Here is a 24638-nt window from a genome sequence, read left to right on the forward strand (position 1 = left end):
GCGACGGACGTGTCACAGTCCCGCTTGTCACTTGGTGGAATGACCGCCGGACGGTCGTCCGACGGCTGCCGGACAGGACCGTTCGGGTTCCGCTCTCTGCCCAATTCGCCTATCTTTCGAGGCTGTGGGTTCGGCGCGTTCCAGTACGTGGGAACGTGCAACGTCCCCCCGTTCCGCCCGTCGATTCCGTTCTGCCACCTTCACTCGCGCGAGCATCGCATGAGCGCCGCATCGGACGTCCCCTCCACGTCCAATCCCCGCGGATTCAAGATCCTCTCCGGCACGGCCAACCGGCCGCTGGCGGAAGAGGTGGCGCGCTCGCTGGGCGCGGAGCTGTGCAAGGTCACCTGCACGCGGTTTGCCGACGGCGAGGTGTTCGTGCGCATCGACGAGAACATCCGCGGCGCCGACGTCTTCGTGGTGCAGCCCACGAATCCGCCGGGTGAGAACATGCTGGAGCTGCTCCTGCTCATCGACGCTGCGCGACGGGCATCGGCGGCGCGCGTGACCTGCGTGCTCCCGTACACCGGCTATGCGCGACAGGATCGCAAGGACCAGCCGCGCGTGGCCATCGGCGCCAAGCTCATGGCCAACCTCATCGAGACGGCCGGTGCCGACCGCGTGCTGGGGCTCGACTTCCACGCGCACCAGCTGCAGGGCTTCTTCGACGTGCCGGTCGATCACCTCTACGCGGCCCCGGTCTTCACCAGCTACTTCCGCCGGAAGGAGCTCAAGGACCTCGTGGTGGTGGCCCCTGACGTGGGCTCGGCCAAGATGGCGCGCGGCTTCGCGAAGCGGCTCGACGCGACCTTCGCCATCATCGACAAGCGCCGTCCCAAGGCCAATGTGGCCGAGGTGATGAACGTGGTCGGTGAAGTCGAGGGGCGCGATTGCCTCATTCCCGACGACATGATCGACACGGCCGGCACCGTCTCCGAGGCGGCGCGGGCGCTCAAGAATCTCGGCGCCAACGACATCTACGTGTGCGCCACGCACGCGCTCTTCAGCGGCCCCGCCGTGGAGCGCCTGTCGAATGCGCCCATCAAGGAAGTCGTGGTGACCGACTCCATCAATCTCCCCCCCGAGCGCCGCTTCGACACGCTGCGCACGCTGTCCGTGGGGGATCTGCTCGCCAAGGCCATCCGCTTCACGCATGCGGACCAGTCGGTGAGTGTGCTGTTCGAGTAGGAGAAGGGCGAGTCTGGTCGGGGGCCACCAACGCGAGTGGTGAGCTCCGAGTGAACGTTTCCAGTCATCGGTGCAACTGACCACTGGAAACTTCCACTCACCACTCGAAACTCGCCCGAAGTGGCAGGTGGCAGGTGGCAGGTGGCAGGTGCAAGTGCAGGTGCAGGACCGCAGGACCGGCCGGGACGACCACTTCCGGTTACTCCCGAACCACTTTTTCAGAGGCAAGACGCATGGCCAACGCTACACTCACCGCGAACGTCCGCGCCGAGACCGGCAAGGGCGCCGCGCGCAAGATTCGCCAGGCGGGGGACATTCCCGCTGTGATCTACGGTCACAACCGTGAGCCGCAGTCGCTCGTGCTCAACGCGCGTGAAACCGAGAAGCTCGTGAAAAGCATCCCCGTGAGCAGCACGGTGATCGAGCTCTCCGTGAACGGCACGACGGCCCGCACGCTCATTCGCGAGATCCAGCGCCACCCGTTCAAGCGCACCATCCTCCACATCGACTTCCAGGAGCTGGTGGCGGGCGAGACGGTGACGGTGAAGTGCCCGATCGTGTACATCGGCACCCCCGAAGGCGTGCGCCTCGAGGGCGGCATCCTCGACCAGATCATGCACGAACTGCAGATCCAGGTGGATCCGTCGAACATCCCCAACCACATCGACGTCGACATCTCGGCGCTCAAGGTGGGCAAGTCGCTGCACGTCTCCGACCTCACGGTGCCCGCGGGCATCAAGATCGTCGACGACGGGACGAGCACGGTGTGCATCGTGCAGCAGCCGAAGCAGGCGGCCGCCGCGCCGGCCGACGGCGCGGCCGAGCCGGAGCTCATCCGCAAGCCGAAGCCCGACGACAAGTAAAGTCGTCCGGGTACAACAAACGGGGCGCGGCGTTCGCTCAGCATGGTCACTCCACGCTGGCGCATTCCGCGCCCCGCGCGTCTTCCCCTTCGCATGAAAGTCATCGTGGGCCTGGGCAATCCCGGGCGCGAATACGACGCCACGCGCCACAACGTGGGGTGGTGGCTGCTCGATCATCTCGCGCAGCGCTGGCATTTTGAACCGTTCCGCAAGGACGGCGATGCCGTGAGCACCACCGGGCTGGTGGGCGGCAAGAAGGTCAAGCTGGTCAAGCCGCAGACGTACATGAACAAAAGCGGCGAAGTGCTGCGCAGCTATCTCAAGCGCGAAGGATGGAGCGCCGCGCAGGACCTGCTGGTGCTCGTCGACGAAGTCGCGGTACCCGTGGGCGAATATCGCCTACGCGCGGCCGGCAGTCCGGGCGGGCACAATGGACTCAAGAGCGTGGAAGCGCATCTCAAGAGCGCCACCTACCCGCGCCTGCGCATCGGCATCAAGCCCATCGACGAGCGGCGCCAGATCGGCGATCTCGCCGACTTTGTGCTGCACCCCATGCCGCGCGACGAGCGCGCGCTGGTGGAGGCTCAGTACGAGCGCATGTGCACGGCCGTCGAACTCTGGATCGCCGACGGCACGGAGAAGGCCGTCAGCACCATGGGGCGCTGACGGCCGTTCCGCGGTGGCTAGCGAAGCCGCGGATTGGTGACCCGCGGCGCCTTCTGGCAGGTGGGCCACGCGAAGGCGCCGGCACCGCTGCGCCCCGGCGCGATCTGTTCGGCCGTGGCGCGCTCGCGCGTGATCTTCGCGTCGTCTTCGCTGGCGAGATAGGCCAGCATGGCCACCAGGGTCGCGTTGTGCTTGAGATCGTCCCACACCACCTTGTCGTACGTGTCGCGGTTGGTGTGCCAGGTGTAGCTCCCGTATTCCCAACTGGTGCCGCCCATGCCGAAGGCCGGCGCCCCGTGACAGGCAAAACTGGCGTCGTCGCTGCCGCCGCCAGACGGTGAACCCGGGATGCGCGGTGTCACCACGCTCGTGAATTCACTCGGCAGCCTCGCCATCCACTGCTGCAGATGCACGCCGGCATTGGGAAGCCCACCGGCACCGATGCTGAGAATGCGCCCCGTGCCGGCATCCTGATTGAAGAGTGCCTGCAGCCCCTCCACCACCTCGGGGTGATCCTCGGTGAAGGCGCGCGAGCCCACGAGACCATGTTCTTCGGCGGTCCAATGCCCCACGAGAATGGTGCGCTTGGGCTTGGGGTACACGACGGTCAGCAGGCGGAACGCTTCCAGCATGGTGAGTGACCCGGTGCCGTTGTCGGTGGCCCCGCTCCCGCCATCGAAGGAGTCGAAGTGGGCCGAGAGCAACACATACTCTTCGGGCTTCTCGGTGCCCTTGATGGTGCCGATGGTGTTGAAGATGGGCTGCTCACCCAGCAACTCCGCGTCGAGGTTGAGGCGGAGGCGCGGCGACTGGCTGTTTTCGGTGAGCCGGAAGACGAGCCCGTAGTCTTCGCACGACAGCGCCACCGCGGGCGCGACGGTATTGTAGCTCTCGAACACGTCAATCGTGCCCCAGGCATTCTTGGGGCGCGACGTGATCACGCCGGCCACACCGCCCTGCTCGAGGCGTACACCCAGACTGCCGGTCCCGAGGGCGTTGCTGTAGCCGGTACCGCGCACGTTCGTGCCGCCCCATTCACGCTGCACGTCGGCCCGCAAACTGTCCATGCGCGCCTTGCTGGCCGGAGTGGCGTTGGCGACCCAGCTGTCGGTGGGGCGGCAGGTGGGCTGTGGTGCCGACACGAGCACGAACTTGCCCTTGGCCTGCGGCAGCCAGCGCGCGAATTCCGTGCTGTCGGCAAAGCGCGGCAGGATGACCGTGGAGGCGGTCACGTCCTTCGACTTCGTGCCGGGGCTCCACGCCAGCATCGTGCCTTCCAGTGTGCGCACCCGCGGTGACACGAGATCGATGTGCGAGTGGCCGCGGCGCCACCCGCGCCAGGTGCCGATGCGCTCGTTGCGCCCCGTTGCCCCCCACTGCTGGTAGAGCGACACGAGCCAGTCGTTGGCGGCCTTCTGCCGGGCCGTGCCCGTGAGCCGCGGACCAAGGGAATCGAGCAGCACCTGCCCCAGTCGCTGCACCTGCGAGCTGTCCATCCCCAGGCGCCAGAGACGCTCGAGCGTAGGCTCCGGCGTGGGGAAGCTGGCCGGCGTCTGCGCCGAGAGGGGTAGCGGTGCCGCGGCCAGCAGGAGGGCGGCCCCGCTTCGGAGCCAGGGAGCAGCGGGACGTGTCACGAGGGAGGAATTCATCAGCGTGGGTTGTGAAGGGGCGGAACGGCCCCGCACTTTAGTGCATGCGCCGTCCCCCTAATCTGCTGACTGGCCGCGGTCGCGGCGCCTCCCGGCGTCGTGTGGCGGCCCTGCTGTCACTTGCTGTGCTTGGCGGCTGCGATGGCGGGAAGGCCTCACGCGATGGCGCCCTGCCCGCGGCCGATCCCCTCCTCGCGATGCCGTCGCCCGCTCCCCCCGGCAGCAACACCCCGCATCTGGCGCTCGACGCGAGCGGCCGCGTGCTGCTCTCATGGACGCAGCGGCTCCCCGATTCGTCGGTCGCCATTCAGATGGCCACGTGGAACGGCACCGCGTGGGACAGCACGCGCACCATATCCCAGGCGCGTGACTACTTCGTGAACTGGGCCGACTTTCCCGCCATCACGGCGCTGGGCAACGGGGACCTGGCGGCGCACTGGCTGGAGCGCGAGGCGGGGGGCAAATACACCTACGGGGTGCGCCTGGTACGCTCGAGTGACGAGGGGCGCAGTTGGAGCGCCCCCGTTACCCCGCACACCGACGGTCTCGCCGCCGAGCACGGGTTCGTCTCGTTGTGGAGCGAGGGGGCGAGCGACGTGGGGCTGGTGTGGCTCGACGGCCGCAAGAGCGCCATGGCCGACAGCGCGCGCGAGATGACCATTCGCACAGCCTCGGTGTCGATCACGGGGGCCATTGCGCGCGAGGCGCTCATCGATGCGCGCAGCTGCGACTGCTGTCAGACGGGTACTGCGGCCACCCGCACCGGTCGCGTGCTGGTGTACCGTGACCGCAGCGAGGCCGAGATTCGCGACATTGCCATCGTGCGCCAGACGGCCACCGGCTGGACGGCTCCGGTACGTGTGCACGCCGATGAATGGCACTATCCGGGGTGCCCCGTGAACGGCCCACAGGTCGCGGCCATGGGCGACACTGTGGTGGTGGCGTGGTACACGGCGGCGCACGACACGGCGCGCGTGCACATCGCCCGCTCCGTGGACGGGGGCGCCACCTTTGCCCCCCCGGTTCGCGTGGACGACGGCGACCCCATGGGCCGCGTGGATGTGGTGCTCGACGATGCCGCCAACCCGGTCGTGGTGTGGCTCGAGCAGCGTGGCCCCGACGTGGCCGACGTGCTCGCGCGCACGGTGCATGGCAACGCCCCCGGACCCGTGCGGGTCATATCCCGTACCTCGGGCGCGCGCCAGAGCGGTTTCCCGCGAATCATCCGGCACGGTGCCCACGTAGTGGCGGCGTGGACCAGCGTGAATCCACTGCAGGTCCACGTCGCTCGTTTTCCGCTCTCTCACACATCGACTCGATGATCTCGCTGACTTCGCGCCATCGCCTGGCCGTGGCGCTGACGCCACTGTGTTTCGCCGCCGCCACGGCCGGCGCTCAGGACGCCCCCAAAAAGCAGCCGGTGGACGCCGGCGTGAACAGCTCGCCGCTGCCGCTCAAGCACACGCCGCGCCCCACCACGGGAGCCATCACGTCGCAGGACCTGATGACGCGGCTGTACATCTTCGCCGATGATTCGCTCGGCGGCCGCGACGTGGGGACCGAGGGGCACTACAAGGCCACCGAGTATCTGGCGCGTGAGCTGAAGCGCCTCGGGCTGCGCCCGGCCGGCGACAGCGGCAGCTACTTCCAGACGCTGCCGCTCAAGTCACGCAAGGTGGATCGCATGTCCAGCTTCGTGGCCGGCGGCACCAACCTCACGCTCGGTCAGGCGTGGGGCTTCAGTGGTCCCGCCAACATCAGCATCGACGACGCCGAAGTGTTCTTTGCGGGTCCGCTGGCGGAAGAGGGGATGCCGGCGGTGACCCCCGAGCAGGCGAAAGGACGCGTGGTGGCCTACAGCATCACCAGCAACGGCGCGCTGCAGCGGGCCGTGGTGGGGCGCATCGAGGCGCCGGCCGGTGCGGCCGGCGTGCTGTTTCTCATGCCACAGCAGGCGCGCGGTGTGCTGAACTACGTGCTGCAAGGCGGCCTGTCGCCGGTCGACCCCACGCAGCCCGCCGACGCGCGGCTCTTCGTGACCGACTCGGCCACCATGCGCATTTTCGGTAGCGGCATGCAGCTGCTCGTGCCGGGCGCACTGGGGGCCAAGGTGAATGTGAAGGCGCTGGTGGAGATGCAATCCCCGCCCTTCCCGGCCCGCAACGTGGTGGCGATGCTCCCCGGCAGCGACCCCAAGCTCGCGTCGCAGTACGTGGCCATTGGCGCCCACAGCGACCACGTGGGTACCGCGCGGCGCGGCCTCGATCACGATTCGGTGTACGTGTTCAACCGCATCGTGCGCCCCGCCGGCGCCGAGAACGACGACAAGATGGGGAACGCCGAACAGTTCGCGCAGATCAACGCCGAACTGGCGGAGCGACGCAAGAACAGCCCGGCGCGCAGCGATTCCATCTTCAATGGCGCCGACGACGACGGCTCGGGGTCGATGGCCGTGCTGGAGATGGCGGAATACTTCGCGACGCAGAAGGTGAAGCCCAAGCGCAGCCTGCTCTTCGTGTGGCACGCCGGCGAGGAAAAGGGGCTGTGGGGGTCGGCGCACTATACCGAACACCCCACCGTACCGCGCGACAGCATCGTGGCGCAGCTCAACATGGACATGGTGGGGCGCGGCAGTGCCACCGACCAGACCGGCATGAGCGCCGACGGCAAGGAGCTGCGCGGCGGTCCGGATTACCTGCAGCTGGTGGGGTCGCGTCGCCTGAGCACGGAGCTGGGCGATCTGGTGGAGCGCGTGAACACGAGCAAGAAGCACAACTTCTCGTTCGACTACGCCATGGACGCCAACGGGCACCCCATGAACATCTACTGCCGCAGCGACCACTACGAGTACGCCAAGTGGAACATCCCGGTGACCTTCTTCACCACCGGCGGACACTCGGCGTACCACCAGCTCACCGACGAGCCGCAGTACATCGATTACCCGCACATGCAGCGCGTGACGCGGCTGGTGGCGGATATTGCCGCCGAGGTGGGGAATCGGGCGAGCCGACCGCTGGTGGACGGGAAGAAGATGGACCCGCGGGGGAGCTGCAAGCAGTAAGCCGGGGGTGAGACTCGAGAGTTCAGTTGAAGAACTGAGAACCGAGAACTGAAACTACGAACTACAAACTCCTCGCCGACCGCGGGGAGTTTGTAGTTTTTGGTCTTGGTTGCCAGTCGTAAGTGCCAGCGCTTGACGCGTGTTCGTCACCGACTTCCTTCGAGCACTTTCCGTCGAAGCACTGCAATCATTCGCTGGAGTTGTCCGATCTCATCGATTAGCGAGAGCGCGTCCGCGGTGTTCAGCGCGCCGATTCGCATCGCGAAATCGAGGTGGCTTTCCGTTTCTGAAGCCGAACCTTGGGCGATTTCGAGGAAGTGGCCGAACTGCTTCGGCGTTCCCCTGGCGGCTCCTTCTGCGATGTTCGCCCCGATTGATTGCGCCGACCGCCGGAGCTGACTCCGCCAAGCGCCGTACGCACTGCCGGTCCCAGCTTCCGTGAGTTGGTGTACCCGGACGGCGAAATCCTGCGCGCGGTGCCAGATGTGAAGTTTTCGGTGGTCCTGCATCCTCCACCATAAACCGTCCCCGCCTGCCCCCCCGTACCATTTCCAACCGCGGTGGACCATTCGTACGCCCCCCGCTCCCCATTACCTTTCAAGGCTGCCCCCAAACTCAAGCCTCGAATCATGCTCCGTCTCGGAATCGTCGGTCTCCCCAACGTCGGCAAGTCCACGCTCTTCAATGCCCTCACGGCGGCGAAGGCGGAAGCCGCGAACTATCCGTTCTGCACCGTGGAGCCCAATGTGGGCATGGTGGAGGTCCCCGACCCGCGGCTCGACACGCTGGCGAAGATCGTGCAGCCCAAGCGCACGGTCCCGGCGGTCGTGCAGTTCGTGGACATCGCGGGGTTGGTGAAGGGCGCGTCGCAGGGTGAAGGCTTGGGGAACAAGTTCCTGCAGAACATCCGCGAGACCGACGCCATCGTGCATGTCATCCGCTGTTTTGCCGACGACGACGTGACGCACGTGATGGGGCAGCCCGATCCGGCACGCGACAAGGAAATCATCGAGCTCGAGCTCGCCCTCTCCGACCTGGCGCAGGTGGAGAAGCGGCTCGACAAGGCGCGTCGGGCGGCCAAGGCCAACGACAAGGAGGCGCTCGCCGAGTTGCCGGCGCTGGAGGCCGCCAACGCCGCGTTGGCGGAGGGCAAGCCGCTCTGGCGCGCCGGGCTGTCGGCCGACGACCTGGAGAAGCTGGCCGGCTTGCAGCTGCTCACCGCCAAGCCGGTGCTGTACGCCGCCAACGTGACCGACGCCGAGCTGTCGGGCGACGAGGGGGCGTACCTCATGGCGCTGCGGGCGGCGGTGGCCGCCGGCGGGGAGAACGCGCAGATCGTGCCCTTCTCGGCCAAGATCGAAAGCGAGCTGGCCGAGCTGGGCGCCGAGGAGCGCGCGGAATTCCTCGCCTCGCTTGGCATCGAAAGCGCGGGGCTCGACCGCCTCATTCAGGCCGGCTATGCGCTGCTGGGGCTCGACACGTACTTCACCGCCGGCGAGCAGGAAGTGCGCGCCTGGACGATCCACAAGGGCGATACGGCCCCCAAGGCGGCCGGCGTCATTCATACCGACTTCGAGAAGGGGTTCATTCGCGCCGAAACCGTGGCGTACGACGACTTCGTGACGCACGGCGGGTGGAAGGGCGCCAAGGAGAAGGGGGTGGCCCGCTCCGAAGGCAAGGAGTATGTGGTGCAGGACGGTGACGTCCTGCTGTTCCGCTTCAACGTCTGAGTCGCCACGCGTGCCCCGCCGCACCTTTTTTGCCGCTGCGGGGTAGCAGCGCGCCATGATGCGTGCGCGTTACCAACAGTTGGCACTGCTGGCGGCAGCTCTGGTCGTCGGCCCCACCGCCATGCCGGCGCAGCCCCTGGTTGCGGGGGCCGGCGCCCCGGCGTCGCCGTCGGCCAAGGGCGTCCCCGTTCCGTTCGCCGTGGGTGAGCGCCTCGATTACCAGGTAAAGTTCGGGTCGCTCAAGGTGGGGAACGGCAGCATGGAGGTGAAGGAGATCACCGAAGTCCGTGGCCGTCCGGTGTGGCACACCACGTTCACGATCAAGGGGGGCATTCCCCTGTATCGCGTGAACGATGTGTACGAGTCCTGGTTCGACGTGCAGACGCTCAACACGCTGCGCTATCACCAGGACGTGGACGAGGGGAGCTACGAGCGGAAGCGTCGGTACGAGATCTATCCGGAGCGCGGGATGATGCGCGAAGGCGACCGCGAGGAGGAGCCCACGGTGGCCAATCCCCTCGATGAAGGGTCATTCCTGTACTTCGTGCGCACCCTGCCGCTGGAGGTGGGCAAGAGCTACGAATTCCAGCGCTACTTCAAGGCGCAGGGGAACCCGGTGCGCATTCGCGTGCTGCGTGCGGAGACCGTCACCGTGCCCGCCGGCACCTTCAAGACGGTGGTGCTGCAGCCCACCTTCCAGACCAAAGGCATCTTCAGCCAGAACGGCCGGGCCGAGGTGTGGATCACCGACGACGACCGGCGCCTGATGGTGCAGATGAAGTCGAAGCTCAGCTTCGGCAGTCTCAACCTGTACCTCGAGCAGGTGCGGGGCGCGAAGTAGGACAGGAAGACTCGTCACTGTCGACTTTTACTACGGACTACAAACTCCTCGCCAACCGCGGCGAGTTTGTAGTTTCCAGTGAGAGTTCTCAGTGGACAGGTTCCGCTGCGTCCTACCCCCGACGCCTGCTCCCCCTTCCCCCCATGTGCGGCCGCTACGGCTTCGGCAACCCCGCCCGCCTCTCGTCGCTCCCGCTCGGCGTCGAGCTCCCCGCCCTCCAGGCGCGCTTCAATGTCGCGCCGTCACAGGCGGTGCCCATCGTGTTCCACGATGCGGCGGGGCGACACGCGACCATGGCGCGGTGGGGGCTGGTCCCGTTCTGGGCCGATGACCCGTCGATCGGCAACCGGCTGGCCAATGCTCGCGGCGACACCGTGGCGAGCAAGCCCAGCTTCCGGGGCGCCTTCAAGGCCCGGCGCGCGCTGCTGCCTGCCGACCGGTTCTACGAGTGGCAGGCGCTCCCCGGCCAGAAGGTCAAGCAGCCCTGGTGCATCCAGCTGGACCACGAGGCCCCCTTCTGCTTCGCCGGCCTCTGGGAGCGGTGGGTACCCAAGGGGGAGCCGGACGCCGACCCGCTGCTGAGCTGCTGTCTCATCACCACCGAGCCCAACGCGGTCATGGCGCCCATCCACGACCGCATGCCCGTCATCGTGCCCCCGCCCGCCTACGACCAGTGGCTCGACCCGGGCACCTCGGCGGCGGCGGCGCAGGCGCTGATCCGCCCCTACGAGGGGGCCATGCGCGCCTACCCGGTGAGCACCTACGTGAACGCCCCCAGGAACGAGGGGGCCGCTTGCTCCGCCCCCCTTGCCTGACTAGGCTTCAAGGCTCATCCGGAATCGTCCCCGTCAGGGGGTGGTTCCTTCGACCCTCCGCCCGCGGCTCGGCACTGCGGGTGGCACTCATGACCACAGGGAGGATTGCCGAGTGGCAAAGCTCAAGATCCGCCGTAACCCAACGCGGCGGTACGAGGCCGTGTACATCTTCGACAGTGCGCTCGAAGACACGACCATTGCAGAAAAGCTCGAGAAGCTGCAGGGGCTGCTCCATCTCGCCGAACCGGCGACGATCGAGCACTGGGGCCGCCGTCAGCTCGCGTACAAGATCGGCCGTCACGAGAACGGCTACTACGTGATCAGCAACTTCACCGCCGTGCCGGCCGTGCTCCCCGAGTTCGAGCGTGCGCTCAAGCTCGACGAGAGCGTGGTGCGCTACCTGGTGACGCTGTATGAGCACGAGCTTGGTGCGCCCAAGCTCTCCGACGAAGAGCTCGCCTCGCGCCGTCGCGCGGGTGATGACGACGACGACGACGAGGATTAACCCATGCGCCGCCAGAAGAAGCCCTGCCCGATCACTGAAGCGGGCATCCGCTATGTGGACTACAAGGACGACCGTCTCCTTGCCCGGTTCATCACCGACTACGGCAAGATCCTGCCGAGCCGCCTGAGCGGAGTGGACGCGCGCCATCAGCGTCAGCTCTCGAAGGCCGTGAAGAAGGCGCGTTTCCTCGCGCTGTTGCCGTACGTGAAGGGCCAGACGGCCTGAGCATGAACGGAGCGGTCGCGCCGGACCCCGCCGCGACTGCTCCCGCAGGAGCGGCTCCGCAGGAGCGCGGGTGGCGGTGGTTCGTGCTGGGCATGGTGCTCATGGTCGCCGTGACTGCCGCGCCGGCGTGGCCACCGGCCCTCGCCCTGCTGGCCGGAGCCGTGCGGTTGCTGTTGCCGGTAGAGCAGTTTGCCCTGCTGGTGCTGGTGGCCATTGCCGCCTGTGCGGTCGTGGGCTGGTGGGCCGGCGGTCGCCTCACGCTGGGATTGGTGTGGGCGGCGGCGGCGGCGTGGGTGGTGTGGCGCGTGCCATTGCCGCTCACCGGATACGGCGCGTTCCTGCGCGGTTGGGCCGTCACGGCCGGCGCCGCGTTCGGGCTCGTCTGCCTGGTCACCGCCTCCAAGCCGTTCCTGTCGCGGGCCCTCGCGGCCACGGCGCTGGCGGGGGTGGTCACCATCGGTGGGCTTTCCACCCGGGCGGCTGGTCGCGGCGCCTTCGACGGGGCGGCCATCATGCTGTCGCAGGAGTACCAGCAACGCCTGACGGCGTCGCTCGATCTCTGGCGGTCGCGCACCAGTTCGCCCTCGTGGCAGGCCTTCGCGGCACGGTTGCCGGAAGCGGCGGCGCGGGCCGATCGCATGGAGTCGCTGTTGCATCGGCTGGCAGACCCGCAGCCGGCGTCGGCGGCGGTGGGCGGGGTGAAGCTGGCTCCGCTGGTGCGTCTGGCCCCGGCGCTGCTGGGACTGGAAACCCTGTTGGCGTTGGCGTTGGGGTGGGCGGCATACCACCGGTTGGCCCGGGCGCGCATTGGCCCGCCGCTGGCGGCCTTGCGCCACCTGCGCTTCAACGACCAGTGGGTGTGGGGGTTGATTGTCGGCTTCACCGCGCTGCTGCTGCCAACCATGGCGGAGTGGCGCACGGCGGGCATCAATCTCGTGGCGTTTTTCGGGACGCTGTACGCCCTGCGGGGCGCCGGGGTCCTCACGTGGTACATCCCCGATCGGGCTGCAGTGTGGGCGCCGCTCGGGCTGCTGGTGCTGGTGCCGGTCCTCGGACCGGTGTGGGTGCTCGTCGCGCTGCTGACGGTCACCTTCGCGCTCGGTCTGGGTGACACCTGGCGTGATTTTCGGGCGGGCGCGGAAGCGCGCCGGCCCTGGTCATCCTAGGGGCGTCCCCGCCCTTCCTTCTTTCAGTTTTCCTTTACCGGTTCGACCCGGAGTTCCCATGGAAGTCATTCTCCGCAACGCCGTCGACAAGCTCGGACATCCTGGTGACATCGTCTCCGTGTCGCCGGGCTACGCCCGCAACTTCCTCCTGCCGCGCGGCCTGGCCTACGAGGCCACGGCGGGCAACCGCAAGCGCATCGCGGCCGAAAAGAGCCGTCTCGAGGCGCTCGAGAACGAGCGCAAGGCGGCGGCGCAGGCCGTGGCCGACAAGCTGGCCGAAGTGTCGGTGACCTTCGCCGCCCGCGTGGGCGAAGAGGGCAAGCTGTTCGGCTCGGTGACCACGTCGGACATCGCGCACCAGCTCGAGGCCCAGGGCTTCAAGATCGAGAAGCGCCAGATCGAGCTCAACGAGCCCATCAAGGCGCTCGGCATGTACAAGGTGCCGATCAAGCTGCACGCCGACGTGCACCCCGAGATCAAGGTGTGGGTCATCAAGCAGTAAGGCGTCCGCTTCCGCCCCCCGGGGCAGGTCGCGCGAACAGGGGGAGTCCGGCGTCCGGACTCCCCCTTGGTTTTGTGATCCTTCCGGCAGACTGGGCATCCACCCCCCTGTCCGGTTCGTTGTTTCTGAGCCAACCTTCGTCAGAATGGCGGGGTACCGGAGTTGCGTCTGGAACTCACGGCCCGCCACGATGCCCTTACCCGTATCAACATATGGCTGAACGACGCCCGAGCCCCGGAGAACCCATCGCCCGCCGCGCTGCTGCGCTGGCCAGCGACCTCAAGGCCACCGATATCGTGGTCCTCGATCTCCGCGGGGTGACGGACATGACGGACTTCTTTGTTATCGCCTCCGGGACCTCCGACACCCATGTGCGGGCGGTCGCGGAGCACATCCAGGCAGGGTTGAAGGAAGGTGGCGTGTCTACCACCATGACCGAAGGACTCACGCAGGGACGGTGGGCATTGCTCGATTATGCCGACTGCGTGATCCATGTCTTCCATCCCACCTTGCGGCAGTTCTACCAGCTCGAGCGGTTGTGGGGTGATGCCACCCCCCTCAAGCTGAACGCCGAAATCACGCAGGGAGCATAACACGCATGGCGCAGGCGACGCGGTGGACTCGACTCGGCAGGGCACTCTCGTTCGCGGCCGCCGCGCTCGCTGCCTCGGCGTCGCTCACGCCGGCGGACGCCCAGTTCTTCGGGCAGAACCAGGTCCAATATGACCGCATGGATTGGCGGGTCATCGAGACTGAGCACTTCCTGGTGCACTACTACCCGCAGATCGCCGACGTGGCCCCCGACGCCGCGCGCATGTCGGAGCGCGCCTACGCCCGGCTGTCGCGGCTCACGGCGCACCAGTTCCGCGAAAAGAAGCCCATCCTCATCTTCGGCTCGTCGGGCGACTTCGCACAGAGCAACGTCTTTGGCGACCTCGGCGAAGGCACCGGCGGTGTGACCGACCCGCTGCGCCAGCGCATGGCGCAGTTCTTCAGCGGCGACTGGGCCAGCTTCGAACACGTGCTCATTCACGAAATGGTGCACGTGTTCACCTTCGACATCTTTTCGCGCGGGCGCGCGGGGGCGGGGCTGCAGAACCTCGCCATGGTGAACCCGCCACTCTGGTACATGGAAGGGCTCGCGGAGTATCTCTCGATCGGCCCCAACCATCCGTGGACCGATGCGTGGGTGCGCGACGCGATCGTGAACAACACGCTCCCCACCATCGCCCAGATGACGGAGCGCCCCGACAAGTACTTCCCCTACCGCTACGGCCTCGCGCTCTGGCAGTACGTGGGCGCCCGCTGGGGCGACGAGGTCATTGGCGAGATCATGAACGCCACGCCCAGTCTCGGTATCGACCGGGCGTTCCGTCGGGAGATCGGCCTGTCGCTGGATGAACTCAGCGCCGACTGGAAGGCGGCGATGCAGGCCAAGTACCTCACGGCGGTCGCCAACCTCGACCGTCCGCGCAGCTTCGCCGAACCGCTGCTCACGCAGTCACGCACGGGCGGCTTCGCCAACACGTACGTGGCGCCGGCGCTCTCTCCCGACGGCAAGTACATCACGTACGTGGGCTACGGCAGTTTCCTGCGCGGCGAGGTGTTCCCGGAGCTCTACCTGGCCGACGTGGCCACCGGCAAGCGCCTCAAGCGGCTGGTCAAGACCACCACCAACCCCGACTACGAGCAGCTGCGCTTCATCTATTCGCAGCCGAGCTTTTCCCCCGACGGCAAGCTGCTGGCCTTCACCGGCCAGCGCGGCGGGCGTGATGTGCTGTACGTGCTCGATGTGGCACGTCGCAAGGTGGTCAAGGATTTCGACTTCGGCATGGACCAGGTGCTGAGCCCCAGCTTTTCTCCCGACGGGCGTCGCATCGTGTTCAGCGGCATGCGGCGGGGCACCAGCGATCTGTACATCGCCTCCATGGACACCCCGGGCTTTGTCCAGCTCATGAAGGACACCTACGGGGACCTGTCACCGTCCTGGTCACCCGACGGCAAGCAGATCGCGTTCATCACCGAGCGCGGCCCCGACACCGACATGGAGATCCTCAAGGTCGGGCCATGGCGCGTGGCGCTGTACGACTTCGACACGCAGAAGACCACGCTGCTTCCCAACCAGGGCGGGCGCAACATCAACCCGCAGTGGGCGCCCGACGGCAAGTCACTGGCGTTCATCTCCGATCGCACGGGGATCGCCAACATCTTCCTGTACGACCTCGCCGATCGCGAGCATTACCAGCTGACGAATGTCCTGGGGGCCGTGACCGCCACGGCCGAGCAGTCACCGGCGCTCACCTGGGCGCGCGGTGCCGATCTCATGGCGTTCGTGTATTACGAAAAGACCGACCACTCGATCTGGAAGATCGAAAACCCGCGCAAGCTCAGGAAGCAGCCGTATCGAGACCCGGTGGTGGTGGCACAGGCGCAGCGGGCGGCGCAACTGGGCGCCCGGCCGACCGTGCCGCTGGACCCCACGGCGCACCTGCGTCGCGCCACGGTGCAGGACACGTCGGCCGCGCGCCAGTCGTTTTATCGCCCCATCACGGGCGCCACGGCGCGCCAGTCGTCGGAGCTCCCCGCCACGCTGCTGGCCCGGCAGGCCGAGACGATCAGCGTGAAGGCGATGCTCGACAGCTTCGACTTCAATCTGCCTGATACCACACGCCTGTCGGACTCGCGCTACAAGGGGAAGCTCACCCCCGAGTACGTGGCGCAGCCCAGCATTGGCTTCCAGCAGGGCGGCTTTGGACAGGGCACCTTTGGCGGCACCACCATCGTGCTCAGCGACCTGCTGGGAAACCGGCGGCTGGCGCTGTCGGGGTCCATCAACGGACAGCTGAGTGATGCGCAGGTGTTCGTGGGGTACACGAGCCTGGGGCGCCGTCTGCAGTACACCACCGGTGTCATCCAGCAGCCGCTGTATCTCGTGTCGGGGTTCTTCGAAACGCCGCAGCAGGGCAGCCAGACGCAGTTCGTGCAGACGCAGGAGATTACGCGCCTGGTGGTCCGGCAGATGTTCGCGGCCGGGCTGTATCCGCTCAATCGGTTCACCCGCTTCGAACTGGGCGCGCGTTTCCAGAACGTGGACCAGCAGGTGTTCTCGTTCAACCGATTGGTGGACTACAACTTCGGGTTTGCCACCGGCTTCGAACGCGGGCCCACGCGCAACGTGGCATCGGCCAACACCGTGTCCCCGTATTTGGCGTGGGTCACCGACAACACCATGTTCGGTTTCACGGGGCCCATTTCCGGACGACGGGCGCGAATTGAAGTGGAACCGAGTGTGGGCACGTGGCGATGGACGGAGTACATGGCCGACGCCCGTTCGTACGTGCCCATCCTCTTCAATTACGTGACCTTCGCCACGCGCTTCACCACCAGCATGTCGGTGGGCCGTGACGAGGCGCGTTTCCCCAAGTGGATTGGGCGCCCCGATTTTGTGCGCGGCTACAACCGCGAGGATATCGGCACGGTGGGGTGCACCGGGCTCCCCAGCGACAACGGCAGCAGCTGCAGCAGCGCGGAGCTGATCGGCAGCCGCGTGGCCTTCGGCAACGCGGAGCTGCGCTTCCCCATCCTGCGCCGCTACGGCAACCGCACCAACCTGCTGGGCGGTCTCCCCCCGGTCGATGGCCTGTTCTTCTACGACGCCGGCGTGGCGTGGTCGCAGGGGCAGAGCGTGACATTCACGCGCGGTGACAGCTACAACGTGGACACCCAGCGTGCCCTGCTGCAGAGCTATGGCTTCGGCCTGCGCATGAACCTGTTCGGCATCGCCATCATCCGCTGGGATTGGGCGGTTCCGGTAAGCCGGCCGGGGGCGCGCGGCTTCGGGACCTGGTTCTTCGGCGCCTCGTACTGATTTCGCACCACCCGAGGCGCCGGGCGCAACCCCTCCCTTCCCTCCCCCGAGACGGGTACTTTTCGCCCGTGCGCACGCTCATCGCGTCGGCGCTCGTGCTCCTCGCGTGCGGCTGCGGTGACGGCTCGTCCCGCCCCTCTGGAGCCGACGCCACTCCCAGCATCCCCGGTGGTCCCGATCCCATTGTGCTGCGCGTGGCGCGCACCGGGGGCGTACTCACGGCTGCGCGCTATCCGGTGCTCGACCGTACCCTCTGGCGCTCTGCCGCCCGCTTGCCGGCGCTCGGGTCCATCGTCGGGTTCGGGGGGGACGACGGCTATCTGGCGGCCGTCGACACCAGCGGGGCCCCAGTCCGGGTTGACCTGCGGCTCGGTACGGTCAGCACGGTGCGCAGCGACACCGTCCGCGCCGTCTCGTCGGCCGACGGCGGTTCCATCTTCGGCCTGACGGCGAACGGCGAGATCGCCCGCTTCACCCCCAGCGGGAGCGACTGGCGCATGACCCCGCCACTCCCGGCGCAGGCGCTCCATGCCCAGGCCGACGGGTCGCTCATTGTTGCCGGCGCGCGCAACGACCGGGTGGTGGTGTGGCGCGTGCGCCCCCCGCAGCAAACCGTCTCCGACAGCATCTCCTTTGCCGTGGGAAGCACCGAAGCCGCCATCGCGCAGGCGCTGCAGCGCACCGCCGGTGGGGTGGGCGATCGGATCTTTGCCGGTGCCGGCGATCGGGTACTGGCCGTGCGGGCGCGTGATCTGGGGCAGGCGCTCGATGTGGACATGGGCGATCCGGTGCAGGCCATTGCGGCCACCCCCAGTGGTGACCGCCTGTTCGTGGCGCTGGCCGACGAGGCGGAGCTACGCGTGGTCGATCGCTTCGAGGAGGGCGTGACCGGAACCATCGCGCTCCCCGGCACCGTGCGGGCCTTGCGCATGGATCCGCTCGGGCGGGTGCTGCTGGCCCGCGGGAACGGTGACTCGGTGTTCGTGGTGAGCTTGGCCAGCGACGAAGTGATCGGCGTGGTGCGCACCGAGTGGCGCGGTGACCTGCCGCTGGTGCTCCCCGACGCGGCCATCGCCATCACGCGCGGCGCCGATGTGGTGTTCGCCCATCCGCGCTCGCTCAAGGACATGCAGGTGGTTGCCGGTGGCGCGCAGAGCTTCTGGCATACGTTGCGCTGGAACGGATTCCGTCCGCGAGCCGCCGGGCTCGATCAGCCGGTGCAGTTCCGTACGAGTGCGCCCCGCGATTCGGCCGACCTGCTCCCCGACAGCCTGCGCCCGCCGGCGGACAGTACGGCCGCGCCGGCCGACAGTGCGCCGCCGGTAGCGGCCGCCGCGCCGTTCACCGTGTCGTTTGCGGCCATTCTCGATGAGGCGCAGGCACGGGCGCTCGCCGCGCGCATCCGCGTGGACGGGCAGACGCCGCGCATCACCACGTCGGAACGTGAAGGCAAGACGCTGTATCGCGTCGTGCTCGGTCCGTTCTCCACGCGCGCCGATGCCGACCGCGTGGGCAAGGCATCAGGTCAGAGTTATTGGGTCTTCGAGGGCGTGCCATGACCGCACCCGGTTCGTTGATTGCCCCCTGGGAAGTGGAGGGGCGTCGTCAGGCGCCGCTGCTCGATGGGGTGTGCGCGGTGGTCATCGCGGCCACCGATCCGTCCATTGCCGTGAGCATGGCCGTGGGGATCGCCCGCTCGCAGGGGCAGCGCCGTCGCGTGGCCATCGCCGATCTGATCGGCGAGGCGCCGGCCATCGAATCGCAACTCGCCGGCGACGACCCGCACGGCATTGCCGACAGCTTTCTGTACGGGGTGTCGCTCAACAAGATCGCGCGCCCCATGCAGGGGACCGACAATGTGTTCCTCATGCCCAGTGGCACCGAAGCGGTGGATCACCACGAGGTGTACGCGCACGAACGGTGGCGTCGACTCGCCGCCGGCTTCCATCAGGTCGGCGCGCTGCTGGTGGTGGTGGCCCGTCCGCAGGTCGACGGATTCGCCGAGTTGTGCGGGCACATCGGGACGCTCATGCCGGTGGGTGAGGCCGTGTTTCCGGTTCCGCCTGGCATTCCGCTCATTACGCCGCCGGCGCCTTCACCGCCGCCGCTGGAGGGCGTGGCCACGCCCCCCAAGCGCGAAAGCAAGGCCCGCGCCCGCGAACAGGCGCAGCAGACGGTGGCAAGCCGCTCGCGGCTGCGCTGGGTGCTGCTCATCGTGCTGGCGGCCGTCGCGGTGGCGGTGGGGGCCCTGTGGCCGCAAATTGTCGAGCGGCTGCCGGCTCCCCTTACGGAGTTCTTTGCCACGGTGGTGCCACCAGCCGACAGCACCGCGGTCGTGGTACCGCCCACGCCCATGGACACGGTGCCGCCGGCCGACCGCCGCACCAGGGATTCCGCGGCGGTGGGGAGCGATTCCGTCCGCCGCGACAGCACCGCCGGCGAGGGGGCCGCCGCGGCGGCGCCGCGTGTGGTCAACCCCGTGGACTCGGCCAACGCGTCGCGCTTTGCGGTGTACTTTGCCACCGCGAACACGCGGGCCGGCGCCATGCCCGACCCCACGGTGCGTGCCCTCGAGGCCGTGGCCTTGTCGCCCGTCATGGAAGGCAATGAGCAGTGGTATCGCGTCACGGTGGGCGCCGCGTCGGCGCGCGCCGACGCAGAACGGCTCCTGGCGCGGCTGCGCGCCGACCAGGTGATTGGCTCGGGGAGCATTGTCTCGGTGCCCTTCGCCTTTCGCATCGAATCGAAAGTCACCGAATCGCTGGTGCCCACGCGCCTCGCCGTGCTGGCCACCCGGGGCATTATTGCCTACGCGCTCCGTCAGGCCGACGGGAGTGCCACCATCTACACCGGCGCGTTCGAGTCGCCCACGCAGGCGACCGCGCTTGCGGATTCCTTGCGCGTCGCCGGTGTCGCGCCTGTGCTGGTCTACCGAACGGGGAGAGGGTTCTAGTGCGTCTGACGAAGCTCGAGGTCCATGGCTTCAAGGCCTTTGCCGATCACCTGGAGTTCGTGTTCGAGAAAGGGGTGACGGCGATCGTCGGCCCCAACGGCTCCGGCAAGTCGAATGTCTCCGACGCGGTGCGGTGGGTGCTGGGCGAGCAACGGGCGCGCGCGATGCGTGGCGCCAAGATGGAAGACGTCATCTTCCACGGCTCCTCGGCGCGCAAGCCGGTGAACATGGCGGAAGTATCGCTGCACTTTGACAACACCGAAGGCGAGCTCCCCATTCCGTTCAAGGAAGTGGTGATCACGCGGCGTCTGCTGCGCAGTGGGGAGAGCGAGTACCTGCTCAACCGCGCGCCGTGCCGTTTGCGCGACATTCAGGATCTCGTGCGCGGGACCGGCCTGGGTGCCGATTCCGGGGTGGTGATCGAGAGCAAGATGATCGACGCGCTGCTCTCCGACCGCCCCGATGAACGGCGTGAGCTGTTCGAGGAAGCGGCGGGGGTGGGGCTCTATCGCGACCGCCGCCGCAGCGCGGAGCGCCGGCTGGAGGAGACCACCACCGACCTCGCGCGCCTCGACGACCTGATCAACGAAGTGCAGAGCCAGGTGCGTTCGCTCGCGCGGCAGCGCCGCCGCGCCGAACGCCACGCCGAGCTCACGTCGCGCCGCTTTGCTGTGGAGATCTCGCTGGCCGTGCGGGAGATGGCCGCGTGGAAGGACGAGCTGGAAGCGCTCGACGGGCGCCTTGAGGCGCTGCGTGGCGAACTGCCGGGAGCCGACGAGGCCATTGCCGCCGCCGAACTGCAGCGCGAGGAAGCCCACGCCGCGCGCGGGGCTGCTGAAGCGAGCCGCGTGGAGCTTGCGCGGCTGGCCGCGGAGCAGCGGGACAAGACGCAGCGCCTCGAGCGGGATCTGGCCGTGGCGGAAGAACGCCAGCGCAGCACGACCATGCGCAAGCAGCGGGCCGAGCAGGAGCGCGAGGAGAACGAGGCCTTCGGCCGCCGGCTGCGCGAGGATCGCGAGAAGGCGGCGACGGACCGCACCACCCTGGAGCAGGAGTTGCGCGATGCCGGCGAGGCCCTGCAGCTGCGTCTCGCGGCCGAGCAGCAGGCGCGCGAGTCGGTGCAGCGCGCCCGTGCGGCGCTCGACCAGCTCGAACGGCAGGTACGCGAGCACCGTGATCAGGCTCGGCGCATCGAACTCGATCGGGACGGCGCGGCGCGTGAGCAGGGGGAGACGCAGCAGCGCCGCGACGCGCTCGACCTGGAACGGCAGAATCTCGCCGACGCGCTCGATGCCATTGAACGGGAGCTGATCAACGCACGCGAGCAGGTGCAGCTGACGCAAGAGGCGGCGCAGGACGCCATGCACGAGCTGGAGGGGGCGCGTCTGACCGCCGCCACCGCGCGCACCGCCGACGCGGAATCGCGCGCCATGCTGGCCAACGCCGTGGAGCTGCGCACCAACCTCGAAGGCAAGAGGAACGCGCTGGCCGCCCTCGAGCGGGAGCGCGTGGGGTTGGCGCCATCGGCCGCCAAGCTGCTCAAGGAGCGCGAGCGTTTCGGCGACGGTGCCGTGCTGGGGCCGCTCACCGACTTCCTCACCGCCGACGGCGACACCGCGAGGCTGGTGGAGCGGTACCTTGGCGCCACCATGCACGCCATTGTCGTGCGGGATGCCCTTGCGGCCGCCGCCGTGCGCCAGTGGCATGCGCAGGCACAGCCCGGTCCCATCCTGCTGCTGCCGCTCGATGTGGTGGCGGAGATGGGGGCGCTCGAGGGCGCGCTGGCGGGGAGCGTCCAGTCGCAGGGGCCGGCCGCGCGCTGGGTGCAGGCGCTGCTGGGCAAGGTGCGCGCCCTCGACGGCGGCGATGCCTTCGTGGACGAGCGCGGCGCCGTGTACCTGCCGGGAACGGCCGGCGGTCCGGGACCGCTGCAACGTCGCGCGGAGCTTACGCGCCTGGAAAGCGACCTCGCTGCCGCCGACGCGCGCCGCGAGGAAGCGGCGCTCGCGGCCGAAGCGGCGCGTCTCGCCCTCACCGAAGCCGAGCGTACGCAACAGCTGGCCATGGAGAACAACAACCGGGCGCAGCAGGAGTCGCGGCGCGCGGTGGAAGTGCAGAACGAAGTGGAGCGGCGGCGCGAACGTGCCGAGCGCGAACTCGCGCAGTCCAGCGCGCTGGCCGAGCGGCTGGTGGCGCGTCTGGAGGAGCTCGAGTTGCGTACGCGGCAGCTGGCGCAGCAGGCCGAGGCGCTGCACGCGCGCGCCGGCGAAGCCGACACCGACATCACCACCGCCCGCGAAGAATTGAGCGTGGCCGAACGCGAGCAGGAGCAGGCGCGTGAAGGGCGTGCCACCTGGCAGGTGGCACAGGCGCAGGCCCAGGCGCGGCTCAGCGTGGCGGTCGATCGCGAGAAGCGCTTGCTGGAAGAAGACAGCACGGCGGCCGCGCGCATTGCGGCGCTGGCCAACGAGCTGTCCACACTGAGCGAGGCCGACCAGCACCTGGCGCAGCAGCTCGACGGCTGGCGCACGGAGCTCGAGACGGAGCAGAGGAACCTGGCCGACGCCGACGGGCGCCTGGGAGAGGCGGAGCGTGCGGTGGCGGCGGCCACGCACGCCAGCGATGCCTGCGAGAGCCTGCTGGACGAGGCGCGACGTCGGGCCACCGCCCTTGGCGAGCAGCTGCATGGTGCGCAGTTGCGCCACACGGAGCTGGCCGGTCGCCGGGAAAACATCAAGTCACGCCTCGAAACCGAGTGGCGCCGCTCGCTCGACGACCTGCTCACCGGCTTCGAGGAGCTGGAGCTGGCCACCGACGAACTGCGCACCGAGGCGGCCACGTTGCGCAACGCACTCGACGAGCTGGGCCCCGTGAATCCGCTGGCCATCGAGGAACACGAAGAGGAGCAGCGGCGCCTCGAGTTCCTCACGAGCCAGCGCAACGACCTGGTCGCGGCCAAGCAGTCGCTGCACCAGGCCATTCGCGAAATCGACAGCACGGCGCGCGAGCTCTTCCTGGCCACCTTCTCGCAGGTGCGCGAGAATTTCCGGCAGATCTTCCTGCGCATGTTCGGCGGTGGCGAGTGCGACCTGCGACTCGAGAACCCCGACGCGCCGCTCGACTGCGACATCGAGGTGCATGCGTCGCCGCGCGGCAAGAAGACGCAGCGCATTCATCTGCTCTCCAGCGGGGAGCGTGCGCTCGTGGCGCTGTCGCTGTTGTTCGGCATCTTCCTCACCAAGCCCAGCCCCTTCTGCCTCATGGACGAAGTGGACGCGCCGCTCGACGACCAGAACATCGGGCGCTTCGTGAAGATGCTGAACGACTTCAAGACGCGGACGCAGTTCATCGTCATCACGCACAATCCGCGCACCACGTCGGAAGCGGCCGACGCCGTGTACGGCGTGACGATGCAGGAGCCCGGCGTATCGAGCATCGTGAGTGTGCGGCTGCGCAACGGGCCGTCCATTGACGAGGACGGCACCGGCGCACCCGACGCGGCTGCCGACGGAGACGGTGAGGCCGACGTGGTACCCGAAGCGGAACCCTCGCCGGCGTGACCGGACTGGCGTGCATGCAACGACGGGGGGCGATCCTGCTGCGATGGCTGCTGGCGGGGCTCGCCCCCTCCGCGTTGGAGGCGCAGGCGGTGTTCGTGGATGGGCCCACCACGCAGCCGCTCCCTTCCATTACGCCCGCCCTGCAGGTGCGTGCCGTGGGGATGGGGCCGGGTCCCGTGCAGTACACCCTGCAGATCGCCACGGCGGCCGACTTTTCGGCACTCGTACTCGACAGCACGTTCACCGCCGCCGACACGGCGCTCACCGTGCAGGTCACGCGGCCGCTCCCCAGTGAAGCCACGGTGTACTGGCGCGTGCTCGCCCGTGGCGCGCAGGGCGCGCAGGGCGTGTCGGTGAGTTCCGGGGCCCGCGTGGTGCCACCATGGCTCACGCTCGTTTCTCCCAATTCGCCGGCCGGCAACGCCTTCGACATCCGGCGGCCGCTGTTCGTGTGGCGCAGTGCCCGCGTCACGCCCGCGGCGGGAACGTGGCGCTACGACCTGGAAGTGCTGGGGGCCGGCCGACCCGAGCTCGGAGTCATCAATCTGCGCGATACCACGTACCGGCCCGCCACCGACCTGCAGGCCAATACGTCGTATCGCTGGAACGTGCGCGCCTCGCTGGGTAACGGGGAGAGTGTGCGCGTAACCAGCGTAGGGTCGTTCGTGATCACCGACCCGCCGCTCCCCACCACGACGCTGCTCTACCAGAACTTCCCCAACCCGTTTCCCAGCCCGGCGGCCTTCGTCACCTGCTTCTGGTTCGACGTGGGACAACCCGGTGCGCGCGTGGCGCTCGATGTGCTCGACCTGCGCGGCAACCTGGTGAAGAACATCGTGCCCGGCAGCGATGGCGTGAGCCGGTTCGACGCAGGGCGCTACGGACGCGGTGCAGCCGGCTCGGCCAGCAACTGCGACAACCGATTCGTCTGGGACGGCACGGGCGCCGACGGCCGCACCGTGGCGCCCGGCGTGTACCTCGCGCGTTTTCGCGCGGACGGAGGGGCGCCCACGTTCCGGCGCATCGTGTTCCGCGGGCGCTGAGTC

20 protein-coding genes are annotated in these 24638 nt (G+C 68.3%); 18 read left to right on the plus strand and 2 right to left on the minus strand.

Annotated features, from left to right (window positions below; genetic code table 11):
• The first annotated feature begins 219 nt into the window (after positions 1 to 219).
• From O9271_RS09230 to pth, 3 genes are all read left to right on the plus strand, one after another.
• On the plus strand, positions 220 to 1188 hold the full coding sequence (locus O9271_RS09230) for a ribose-phosphate pyrophosphokinase (protein WP_298268594.1): 969 nt from the start codon (positions 220 to 222) through the stop codon (positions 1186 to 1188).
• Positions 1189 to 1421: 233 nt separating this feature from the next.
• Positions 1422 to 2051 carry a 50S ribosomal protein L25/general stress protein Ctc gene (locus tag O9271_RS09235; RefSeq protein ID WP_298268595.1) on the plus strand — a complete coding sequence of 210 codons (630 nt, stop codon included), beginning with the start codon at positions 1422 to 1424 and terminating at the stop codon, positions 2049 to 2051.
• Between the two features lie 93 nt (positions 2052 to 2144).
• On the plus strand, positions 2145 to 2717 hold the full coding sequence (gene pth / locus O9271_RS09240; RefSeq protein WP_298268598.1) for an aminoacyl-tRNA hydrolase: 573 nt from the start codon (positions 2145 to 2147) through the stop codon (positions 2715 to 2717).
• Positions 2718 to 2734: 17 nt separating this feature from the next.
• On the opposite strand, the gene O9271_RS09245 is transcribed toward pth, so the two are convergent.
• Positions 2735 to 4366, minus strand: a complete 1632-nt coding sequence (locus O9271_RS09245) for a M20/M25/M40 family metallo-hydrolase (RefSeq protein WP_298268601.1) — start codon at positions 4364 to 4366, stop codon at positions 2735 to 2737.
• Between the two features lie 44 nt (positions 4367 to 4410).
• Here O9271_RS09245 and O9271_RS09250 point away from each other — a divergent pair, with 44 nt between their 5' ends.
• Positions 4411 to 5688 (plus strand): sialidase family protein, encoded by a 1278-nt coding sequence (locus O9271_RS09250; RefSeq protein WP_298268604.1) that lies wholly within the window; start codon positions 4411 to 4413, stop codon positions 5686 to 5688.
• Entirely contained in the window at positions 5685 to 7427 is a 1743-nt protein-coding gene (locus tag O9271_RS09255; protein ID WP_298268607.1) for a M28 family peptidase, read from the plus strand. Before O9271_RS09250 ends, O9271_RS09255 begins: the two co-directional genes overlap by 4 nt.
• A gap of 146 nt (positions 7428 to 7573) precedes the next feature.
• Here the strand turns inward: O9271_RS09255 and O9271_RS09260 are convergent, their stop codons facing one another.
• Positions 7574 to 7936, minus strand: coding sequence for a four helix bundle protein (locus O9271_RS09260; RefSeq protein ID WP_298268610.1), 363 nt, complete (start codon positions 7934 to 7936; stop codon positions 7574 to 7576).
• Positions 7937 to 8056: 120 nt separating this feature from the next.
• Between O9271_RS09260 and ychF the strand changes: the two genes are divergently transcribed.
• From ychF to O9271_RS09325, 13 genes are all read left to right on the plus strand, one after another.
• Positions 8057 to 9157 carry a redox-regulated ATPase YchF gene (gene ychF / locus O9271_RS09265; protein WP_343213882.1) on the plus strand — a complete coding sequence of 367 codons (1101 nt, stop codon included), beginning with the start codon at positions 8057 to 8059 and terminating at the stop codon, positions 9155 to 9157.
• A gap of 55 nt (positions 9158 to 9212) precedes the next feature.
• Positions 9213 to 9998 (plus strand): DUF3108 domain-containing protein, encoded by a 786-nt coding sequence (locus O9271_RS09270; RefSeq protein WP_298268613.1) that lies wholly within the window; start codon positions 9213 to 9215, stop codon positions 9996 to 9998.
• A 143-nt stretch (positions 9999 to 10141) separates the two neighbouring features.
• Positions 10142 to 10813 carry an SOS response-associated peptidase gene (locus O9271_RS09275; RefSeq protein WP_298268616.1) on the plus strand — a complete coding sequence of 224 codons (672 nt, stop codon included), beginning with the start codon at positions 10142 to 10144 and terminating at the stop codon, positions 10811 to 10813.
• Between the two features lie 112 nt (positions 10814 to 10925).
• Positions 10926 to 11318 carry a 30S ribosomal protein S6 gene (gene rpsF, locus O9271_RS09280; RefSeq protein WP_298268618.1) on the plus strand — a complete coding sequence of 131 codons (393 nt, stop codon included), beginning with the start codon at positions 10926 to 10928 and terminating at the stop codon, positions 11316 to 11318.
• A gap of 3 nt (positions 11319 to 11321) precedes the next feature.
• On the plus strand, positions 11322 to 11543 hold the full coding sequence (gene rpsR / locus O9271_RS09285) for a 30S ribosomal protein S18 (protein WP_026850389.1): 222 nt from the start codon (positions 11322 to 11324) through the stop codon (positions 11541 to 11543).
• Positions 11544 to 11545: 2 nt separating this feature from the next.
• A complete protein-coding gene (locus tag O9271_RS09290; protein ID WP_298268620.1) occupies positions 11546 to 12709 on the plus strand; it encodes a DUF2232 domain-containing protein in 1164 nt (387 codons plus the stop codon).
• A gap of 58 nt (positions 12710 to 12767) precedes the next feature.
• The gene (gene rplI, locus O9271_RS09295) at positions 12768 to 13211 is read left to right on the plus strand and encodes a 50S ribosomal protein L9 (protein WP_291261889.1); all 444 of its coding nucleotides are present in this window, start codon (positions 12768 to 12770) and stop codon (positions 13209 to 13211) included.
• Positions 13212 to 13423: 212 nt separating this feature from the next.
• Positions 13424 to 13804: a ribosome silencing factor gene (rsfS, locus tag O9271_RS09300; RefSeq protein ID WP_298268623.1), complete on the plus strand. Its 381-nt coding sequence runs from the start codon at positions 13424 to 13426 to the stop codon at positions 13802 to 13804.
• Positions 13805 to 13809: 5 nt separating this feature from the next.
• Positions 13810 to 17079 (plus strand): hypothetical protein, encoded by a 3270-nt coding sequence (locus tag O9271_RS09305; RefSeq protein ID WP_298268626.1) that lies wholly within the window; start codon positions 13810 to 13812, stop codon positions 17077 to 17079.
• Positions 17080 to 17147: 68 nt separating this feature from the next.
• Positions 17148 to 18638 (plus strand): SPOR domain-containing protein, encoded by a 1491-nt coding sequence (locus O9271_RS09310; RefSeq protein WP_298268628.1) that lies wholly within the window; start codon positions 17148 to 17150, stop codon positions 18636 to 18638.
• Positions 18635 to 20032 carry an SPOR domain-containing protein gene (locus tag O9271_RS09315; protein ID WP_298268630.1) on the plus strand — a complete coding sequence of 466 codons (1398 nt, stop codon included), beginning with the start codon at positions 18635 to 18637 and terminating at the stop codon, positions 20030 to 20032. Before O9271_RS09310 ends, O9271_RS09315 begins: the two co-directional genes overlap by 4 nt.
• Complete coding sequence (gene smc / locus O9271_RS09320; RefSeq protein ID WP_298268632.1) at positions 20032 to 23592, plus strand: chromosome segregation protein SMC; 3561 nt, start codon at positions 20032 to 20034, stop codon at positions 23590 to 23592. The genes O9271_RS09315 and smc overlap by 1 nt, the downstream gene beginning before the upstream one ends.
• Positions 23589 to 24635 carry a hypothetical protein gene (locus O9271_RS09325; protein WP_298268634.1) on the plus strand — a complete coding sequence of 349 codons (1047 nt, stop codon included), beginning with the start codon at positions 23589 to 23591 and terminating at the stop codon, positions 24633 to 24635. Before smc ends, O9271_RS09325 begins: the two co-directional genes overlap by 4 nt.
• The last annotated feature ends 3 nt before the right edge of the window (positions 24636 to 24638 follow it).

Source organism: Gemmatimonas sp. (assembly GCF_027531815.1).
In the GTDB taxonomy this organism is placed as follows: domain Bacteria; phylum Gemmatimonadota; class Gemmatimonadetes; order Gemmatimonadales; family Gemmatimonadaceae; genus Gemmatimonas.

Coding starts and splice junctions, on each gene's coding strand:
- O9271_RS09275 (WP_298268616.1), top strand. CDS start 10,142: ATGTGCGGCCGCTACGGCTTCGGCAACCCCGCCCGCCTCTCGTCGCTC.
- O9271_RS09255 (WP_298268607.1), top strand. CDS start 5,685: ATGATCTCGCTGACTTCGCGCCATCGCCTGGCCGTGGCGCTGACGCCA.
- O9271_RS09250 (WP_298268604.1), top strand. CDS start 4,411: ATGCGCCGTCCCCCTAATCTGCTGACTGGCCGCGGTCGCGGCGCCTCC.
- rplI (WP_291261889.1), top strand. CDS start 12,768: ATGGAAGTCATTCTCCGCAACGCCGTCGACAAGCTCGGACATCCTGGT.
- O9271_RS09230 (WP_298268594.1), top strand. CDS start 220: ATGAGCGCCGCATCGGACGTCCCCTCCACGTCCAATCCCCGCGGATTC.
- O9271_RS09315 (WP_298268630.1), top strand. CDS start 18,635: ATGACCGCACCCGGTTCGTTGATTGCCCCCTGGGAAGTGGAGGGGCGT.
- pth (WP_298268598.1), top strand. CDS start 2,145: ATGAAAGTCATCGTGGGCCTGGGCAATCCCGGGCGCGAATACGACGCC.
- O9271_RS09245 (WP_298268601.1), bottom strand. CDS start 4,366: ATGAATTCCTCCCTCGTGACACGTCCCGCTGCTCCCTGGCTCCGAAGC.
- ychF (WP_343213882.1), top strand. CDS start 8,057: ATGCTCCGTCTCGGAATCGTCGGTCTCCCCAACGTCGGCAAGTCCACG.
- O9271_RS09260 (WP_298268610.1), bottom strand. CDS start 7,936: ATGCAGGACCACCGAAAACTTCACATCTGGCACCGCGCGCAGGATTTC.
- rsfS (WP_298268623.1), top strand. CDS start 13,424: ATGGCTGAACGACGCCCGAGCCCCGGAGAACCCATCGCCCGCCGCGCT.
- rpsR (WP_026850389.1), top strand. CDS start 11,322: ATGCGCCGCCAGAAGAAGCCCTGCCCGATCACTGAAGCGGGCATCCGC.
- O9271_RS09235 (WP_298268595.1), top strand. CDS start 1,422: ATGGCCAACGCTACACTCACCGCGAACGTCCGCGCCGAGACCGGCAAG.
- O9271_RS09305 (WP_298268626.1), top strand. CDS start 13,810: ATGGCGCAGGCGACGCGGTGGACTCGACTCGGCAGGGCACTCTCGTTC.
- O9271_RS09270 (WP_298268613.1), top strand. CDS start 9,213: ATGATGCGTGCGCGTTACCAACAGTTGGCACTGCTGGCGGCAGCTCTG.
- O9271_RS09290 (WP_298268620.1), top strand. CDS start 11,546: ATGAACGGAGCGGTCGCGCCGGACCCCGCCGCGACTGCTCCCGCAGGA.